Annotated in this window: 5 protein-coding genes; all 5 read left to right on the forward strand. The window is 65.8% G+C overall.

Translation table 11 applies throughout. The annotated features are described in order from the left end of the window. Window positions 1-1,191: an NADH-quinone oxidoreductase subunit D gene (locus NF876_RS26080; protein ID WP_262271280.1), complete on the forward strand. Its 1,191-nt coding sequence runs from the start codon at window positions 1-3 to the stop codon at window positions 1,189-1,191. 115 nt (window positions 1,192-1,306) lie between these two features. After that, a complete protein-coding gene (nuoE, locus tag NF876_RS26085) occupies window positions 1,307-2,365 on the forward strand; it encodes an NADH-quinone oxidoreductase subunit NuoE (RefSeq protein WP_262271281.1) in 1,059 nt (352 codons plus the stop codon). Between the two features lie 14 nt (window positions 2,366-2,379). Continuing rightward, window positions 2,380-3,681 (forward strand): NADH-quinone oxidoreductase subunit NuoF, encoded by a 1,302-nt coding sequence (nuoF, locus tag NF876_RS26090; RefSeq protein WP_262271282.1) that lies wholly within the window; start codon window positions 2,380-2,382, stop codon window positions 3,679-3,681. Window positions 3,682-3,689: 8 nt separating this feature from the next. Then, window positions 3,690-5,768, forward strand: a complete 2,079-nt coding sequence (gene nuoG, locus NF876_RS26095; RefSeq protein ID WP_262271283.1) for an NADH-quinone oxidoreductase subunit NuoG — start codon at window positions 3,690-3,692, stop codon at window positions 5,766-5,768. A gap of 11 nt (window positions 5,769-5,779) precedes the next feature. Beyond that, a partial coding sequence (locus NF876_RS26100; protein ID WP_262271284.1) for an NADH-quinone oxidoreductase subunit H occupies window positions 5,780-6,336 on the forward strand: 557 nt, incomplete at its 3' end.

Here is a 6,336-nt window from a genome sequence, read left to right on the forward strand (position 1 = left end):
ATGGGCGAGCATAATATCCGCAACTTCACGATCAACTTCGGCCCGCAGCACCCTGCGGCGCACGGCGTTCTGCGCCTCGTTCTGGAACTCGACGGCGAGGTGGTCGAACGCGTCGATCCCCATATCGGGCTGCTGCATCGCGGCACCGAGAAGCTCATCGAGTACAAGACCTACGTTCAGGCGAATCCCTATTTCGATCGCCTCGACTATGTCGCGCCTCTGAACCAGGAGCACGCCTATTGCATGGCGGTCGAGAAGCTCCTCGGCATCGAGATCCCGCGCCGTGCCGAGTTGATCCGCGTCCTCTATTCCGAGATCGGACGCCTTCTCTCACACCTTCTCAACGTGACCACGCAGGCCATGGACGTCGGCGCGCTCACGCCGCCCCTCTGGGGCTTTGAGGAGCGCGAGAAGCTCATGATCTTCTATGAGCGGATTTCCGGCTCGCGCATGCATGCCAACTACTTCCGTCCCGGCGGCGTGAACATGGATATCCAGCCGGAGCTGATCGACGATATCGAGGCCTTCTGCGACCCGTTCCTGCGGGTTCTCGACGATCTCGACACTCTCGTCATCGGCAACCGCATCTTCAAGCAGCGCAACGTGGACATCGGCGTGCTCACGCTGGACGATTGCTGGAAATGGGGCTTCTCGGGACCCATCGTCCGCAGTTGCGGCGTCGCCTGGGATCTGCGCAAGTCGCAGCCATACTCGCTCTACGAGGAGATGGAATTCGACATCCCCGTGGGCATGAACGGCGACAACTACGACCGTCAGGTCATCCGCATGGAGGAGATGCGCCAGAGCGTCCGCATCATGCGCCAGTGCCTGGACAAGCTGCGGGCGCCGGACGGGCAGGGCCCGGTGACGACCCTCGACGGCAAGGTCGCCCCCCCGTCGCGCAAGGACATGAAGCGCTCCATGGAAGCGCTGATCCATCACTTCAAGCTCTACACGGAAGGCTTCCACGTGCCCGCGGGCGAGGTCTATACCGCCGTCGAGGCACCGAAGGGCGAGTTCGGCGTCTACCTCGTCTCGGACGGCACCAACAAGCCCTACCGCTGCAAGATCCGCGCCCCGGGCTTCGCGCACCTTCAGGGCATGGATTTCATGTGCCGGGGTCACATGCTCGCGGACGTCGCGGGCGTTCTGGGTTCGATCGACATCGTGTTCGGCGAGGTCGACCGCTGAGGAATACCCGCCCCGAGGTCGGGGCAGGGGCCACGCTTCGACAAGCGTGCTGAAATGGTTCAAGTCGTCCATGGCCGGGCTTCATGCCCGGCCATGGCGATGAGGAGAAGAGTGTATGGCCGTTCGCAAGCTCGCGCCTGAAGACATGCAGCCCGAGAGCTTCGTTCTCTCCACCGAGACCGAGGCTTTCGCCGACAGGGAAATCGCCAAGTATCCGCCTGGCCGGCAGGCCTCGGCCGTGATCGCCCTTCTGGGCAAGGCTCAGGAGCAGGCGGGCGGCTGGCTGCCCCGCAAGGCCATCGAGGCCGTCGCGGCGAAGCTGGACATGCCGGTGATCCGCGTGATGGAGGTGGCGACCTTCTACACGATGTTCAACCTCGAGCCGGTCGGGAAATATTTCATCCAGTTCTGCGGCACCACGCCCTGCGTGCTCCGGGGCGCCGGCGACATCCGCAAGGTGCTGGAGCGCCGCGTCGGCGACCAGAATCATGTGACGGCGGACGGCCATTTCTCCTGGCTCGAGGTGGAATGCCTGGGAGCCTGCTCCAACGCCCCGATGGTTCAGATCAACGACGATTATTACGAGGATCTGACGACCGAGAACTTCGAGAAGCTTCTCGACGATCTCGCGGCAGGCCGCCCGGTGAAGGTCGGTTCCCAGATCGGACGCAACCGGTCCGAGCCGTTCGAGGCCGTGAACACCCTCCAGGATCCGGCCCTGTACGACGGTTCCGTGATCGGCGCCTGGCGCAAGCGTTTCGAGGAGCAGGCCAAGGCCGCCGAGACCGCGGAGCCCGCCGCCGCCATGGCGTCCATTCCGCAGGACGTGAAGGCCGCCAAGCCGACCGCCGGTCGCCCGATCGAGAGCGATGCGGCCGACACCCCGGCCAAGCGCGCGAAGGAAGGCGAGACGCCGATCAACCCGACCGATCAGAAGGAAGCCGCCGATCCATCGACGGCCACCAAGGGCCGGTCGCACACCGAAGCCGAGCCGAGGCCCGCCCCGCAGAGCGGAAAGTCGTATGTGGCGTCGCCCAAGAAGGAAGGCGAAGCCGTGCCGAGCAGCCCGACGACCCCGGTCGCCGGTACGCCGCCGGCCCAAGCCGAGAGCCGCCGCGACGGCAGCGAAAGCAAGCCGGGCGTGGTCGTCGACAAAGACAACAAGTCGTCCTGATGGAGTGATCGGGAATGCTTCAGGACAAAGATCGTATCTTCACCAACCTCTACGGGTTCCACTCGCCGGATCTCCAGGCCGCGAAGATGCGCGGCGCCTGGGACGGAACGAAGTTCCTGCTCGAGCAGGGCCGCGACTGGATCATCAACGAGATGAAGGCGTCGGGGCTGCGCGGCCGCGGCGGCGCCGGCTTCCCCACGGGCCTGAAATGGTCCTTCATGCCCAAGCAGTCGGACGGCCGTCCGCACTACCTGGTCGTGAACGCCGACGAGTCCGAGCCGGGGACCTGTAAGGACCGGGAGATCATGCGGAACGATCCGCATCTCCTCGTGGAGGGCTGCCTCATCGCGTCCTTCGCCATGGGAGCTCACGCGGCCTACATCTATATCCGCGGCGAGTACGTGGCGGAGCGCCATGCCCTCCAGCGGGCGGTGGACGAGGCCTACGAGGCCAAGCTCATCGGCAAGGACAACATCCACGGCTATCCCTTCGACCTCTACGTCCACCACGGCGCAGGCGCCTATATCTGCGGCGAGGAGACGGCGCTCATCGAGAGCATGGAAGGCAAGAAGGGCATGCCGCGCCTGAAGCCGCCGTTCCCGGCCAATATGGGCCTCTATGGCTGCCCGACCACGGTCAACAACGTGGAGTCGATCGCCGTCGCGGGCACGATCCTGCGTCGCGGCGCCTCCTGGTTCTCCAGCATCGGCCGCCCGAACAACGTCGGCACCAAGCTGTTCTGCGTGTCCGGCCACGTGAACAAGCCCTGCAACGTGGAAGAGGCCATGGGCCTCACCTTCCGCGAGCTGATCGACCGCCATTGCGGCGGCATCCGCGGCGGCTGGGACAACCTGCTCGGGGTGATTCCGGGCGGCTCGTCCGTGCCGATCGTCCCGGCCGATCAGATCGCCGACGCCTACATGGATTTCGATACGCTTCGGAATCTGAAGTCCGGTCTCGGCACGGCCGCCGTGATCGTGATGGACAAGTCCACCGACATCGTCCGCGCCATCGCCCGCATCTCCTACTTCTACAAGCACGAGAGCTGCGGCCAGTGCACGCCGTGCCGTGAGGGCACGGGCTGGATGTGGCGCGTGCTCACCCGCATGGCCGAAGGCCGCGCCCAGAAGCGCGAGATCGACATGCTGCTCGAAGTCTCGACCCAGATCGAAGGTCACACCATCTGCGCCCTCGGCGACGCGGCGGCTTGGCCGGTTCAGGGTCTGATCCGCCACTTCCGTCACGAGATCGAGAAGCGGATCGACGATTACGCGGCAAACCCGCATTCCGAATCCGTCCTGATCGCGGCGGAGTGAGATTGAAGATGGCGAAAATCATCGTTGATGGCGTCGAGGTCGACGTTCCCGCGGAATACACCCTGCTCCAGGCGGCCGAGGCGGCCGGAGCGGAAATTCCGCGCTTCTGCTACCACGAGCGGCTTTCGATCGCCGGCAACTGCCGCATGTGCCTCGTCGAGGTGAAGGGCGCGCCGAAGCCGGTCGCGTCCTGCGCCTGGGGTGTGCGCGACTGCCGCCCGGGGCCGAACGGCGAGCCGCCGGAAATCTCCACCAAGTCCGCGACGGTGAAGAAGGCCCGGGAAGGGGTGATGGAGTTCCTCCTCATCAACCACCCGCTCGATTGCCCGATCTGCGACCAGGGCGGCCAGTGCGACCTGCAAGATCAGGCCATGGCCTACGGCGTCGACACCAGCCGGTACCACGAGAACAAGCGTGCGGTGACCGACAAGTACCTCGGTCCGCTGGTGCGCACCTCCATGAACCGCTGCATCCACTGCACGCGCTGCGTGCGCTTCTCGGCCGAGGTGGCGGGCGTGCCGGATCTCGGCGCCCTCTGGCGCGGCGAGGACATGGAGATCACGAGCTATCTCGAGCGGGCCCTCGGCTCCGAGCTCCAGGCCAATGTGGCGGACCTTTGCCCGGTCGGCGCTCTCACCCACAAGCCGGAGGCCTTCCACTATCGGCCGTGGGAGCTCACCAAGACCGACTCCGTCGACGTGATGGACGCGGTCGGCTCCTCGATCCGCGTCGATTCCCGCGGCCGCGAGGTCATGCGCATCCTGCCGCGCGTGAACGAGGCGGTGAACGAGGAGTGGATCACGGACAAGACCCGCCAGATCGTCGACGGTCTGCGCCTGCAGCGCCTGGATCGGCCCTTCGTTCGCGAGAACGGCCGGCTGCGTCCCGCCTCATGGCAGGAAGCCTTCGCGACGATCGCCAGCCGGGTGAAAGGCGCCGACCCTAAGCGCGTCGGGGCGATCGTGGGTGATCTTGCGGCCGTCGAGGAGATGTATGCCCTGAAGCTCCTCATGCAGAGCCTCGGGGTCACCAACATCGACGCCCGTCAGGACGGATCGGTCCTGACGCCGGTCTACGGCCGTGGTTCCTACCTCTTCAACAGCACCATCGCGGGCATCGAGGATGCGGACGCGATCCTGATCGTGGGATCGAACCCCCGGATCGAGGCCTCTCTCGTCAACGTGCGGATCCGCAAGCGCTGGCGCATGGCTCCGCCGCCGATCGCCATGATCGGCGAGCATGCCGACCTGACCTATCCCTACGAGTATCTCGGCGCCGGACCCGAGACTCTGGCCGATCTGGCCGGAGGTCGCCACAGCTTCATCGAGAAGCTTCGTGCGGCGGAGCGTCCGCTGGTCATCGTGGGGCAGGGTGCTCTGTCCCGTCCCGACGGCCTGGCCGTTCTCTCGGCGGCCGCGCAGCTCGCCCGCGACGTCGGGGCCGTCAAGGACGGCTGGAGCGGCTTCTCGGTCCTGCACACCGCTGCCTCCCGCGTGGGCGCTCTCGACCTCGGAATGGTCCCCGGAGAGTGGGGTCTGAACGCTCAGACCATGGCGCAGGGCGAAGTGGATGTGCTGTTCAATCTCGGTGCGGACGAGATCGATATCGCTCCCGGAGCCTTCGTGATCTACCAGGGCACCCACGGCGACCGCGGCGCCCACCGGGCAGACGTGATCCTGCCGGGAGCCACCTATACGGAGAAGTCCGGTACCTACGTGAACACGGAGGGCCGGGTGCAGCTCGCCAACCGGGCCGCTTTCGCGCCCGGCGAGGCGCGTGAGGACTGGGCCATCCTTCGTGCGCTCTCCGATGTGCTGGGTCATCGTCTGCCCTTCGACTCGCTCAATGCTCTCCGGGCGAAGCTCTATGCCCATTACCCGCACTTCGCGGCCGTCGACACGGTCCAGCGGGCGGACGGATTTGCCGCCGTTCAGGCCCTTGCCGGGCTCGGCGGAACGCTCGGGCGCGAGCCGTTCGTGAGCCCCGTGAAGGACTTCTATCTGACGAACCCGATTGCCCGCGCGTCCGGCGTCATGGCCGAGTGCTCGGCGCTCGCCCGTGAGCTGAAGCTCGAGGCGGCTGAGTAAGAGGAACGATCATGGACCTTGGTGACATCCTCCTCGCAGTCGCGATCATGCTGGGCAAGAGCCTGCTCATGCTGGTGGCTCTGCTCATCTTCATCGCCTATGCGCTCTATGCCGACCGCAAGGTCTGGGCGGCCGTCCAGCTCCGCCGCGGCCCGAACGTGGTCGGGCCCTGGGGCCTGCTCCAGTCCTTCGCCGATCTGCTCAAGTTCGTCCTGAAGGAGCCGGTGATCCCGGCGCCGGCCAACAAGGGCATGTTCCTGCTCGCCCCCCTGGTGATGTGCACGCTCTCGCTGGCCGCATGGGCGGTGATCCCGCTCAATGCGGGCTGGGCCATCGCCGACATCAACGTGGGCATTCTCTACATCTTCGCGATCTCGTCGCTCGGCGTCTACGGCGTCATCATGGGCGGCTGGGCTTCGAACTCGAAGTATCCATTCCTCGGAGCGCTGCGCTCCGCGGCCCAGATGGTCTCCTACGAGGTGTCGATCGGGTTCGTGATCGTGACGGTGCTCATGTGCGCCGGGACGCTGAACCTCTCGGCCATCGTCGAGTCGCAGAACACCCGCCT

The sequence above is a fragment of the Microvirga yunnanensis genome (genome assembly GCF_025460875.1).

Excerpts from the sequence above, each read along its gene's own strand:
- nuoF (WP_262271282.1), top strand. The coding sequence starts at position 2,380 with ATGCTTCAGGACAAAGATCGTATCTTCACCAACCTCTACGGGTTCCAC.
- NF876_RS26080 (WP_262271280.1), top strand. The coding sequence starts at position 1 with ATGGGCGAGCATAATATCCGCAACTTCACGATCAACTTCGGCCCGCAG.
- nuoE (WP_262271281.1), top strand. The coding sequence starts at position 1,307 with ATGGCCGTTCGCAAGCTCGCGCCTGAAGACATGCAGCCCGAGAGCTTC.
- nuoG (WP_262271283.1), top strand. The coding sequence starts at position 3,690 with ATGGCGAAAATCATCGTTGATGGCGTCGAGGTCGACGTTCCCGCGGAA.